The organism is Corynebacterium sp. HMSC05H05 (assembly GCF_001807265.1).
Taxonomy (GTDB): domain Bacteria; phylum Actinomycetota; class Actinomycetes; order Mycobacteriales; family Mycobacteriaceae; genus Corynebacterium.
In genome coordinates this window covers 1-556 of record NZ_KV788421.1, presented here as the reverse complement: position 1 = coordinate 556, position 556 = coordinate 1, and the positions used below count along the sequence as shown (strand labels likewise).

Here is a 556-nt window from a genome sequence, read left to right as displayed (position 1 = left end):
GTAGGACACCGCCCGGCGGGTCCCGTCGGAGGAGACTAGGCGCTTACATGCTTCTTCCAACACGAGCTTGTTGGCGTGTTTGCCCATTGACAGCACGTTCCTGCACGATTGGTACGCCTGGGCCGGGATTGCTTTCGCCGTGATCATTTCCTCGATGACGGTGCGTGTCGCCGGGCCGATCTTTTGGGCTTCGCGCAGGAAGTAATCGCTCGTCCACAGTCCCTGGGTGTGATCCATGTTCGCCGGTATGTGGTCGGCATCGGTGACATACGCCCCGCGGGTGTGGGCAAGCGTGTGGGTTGTAACGGCACGGCCACCATCGAAGACCGTGAGCACTTGCCCGGTGATGCGCACATCGACAGTGCGGCCAACGAGCTGGTGCGGCACGGAGTACCGCACGCTAGCTACGGTGATGTGGAAATCCGGGGCGACCTTGGCGCGTTTCCACTCGGTGCGCTGCCACGGGGTATCGGGAAGCGCTGTCAACAGGTGCCTTTCATGCGCATCGAAAATGTCTTTGCGGCTTGACTGCTGGTGACGAAACGGTACCGCCTGG

The 556-nt window shown here is 61.5% G+C and carries 1 pseudogene; it reads right to left on the bottom strand.

What is annotated here, in order from left to right:
- Positions 1-486 (bottom strand): annotated as a pseudogene (locus HMPREF3151_RS10895) (IS21 family transposase); the annotation flags it as partial.
- Positions 487-556: the final 70 nt, after the last annotated feature.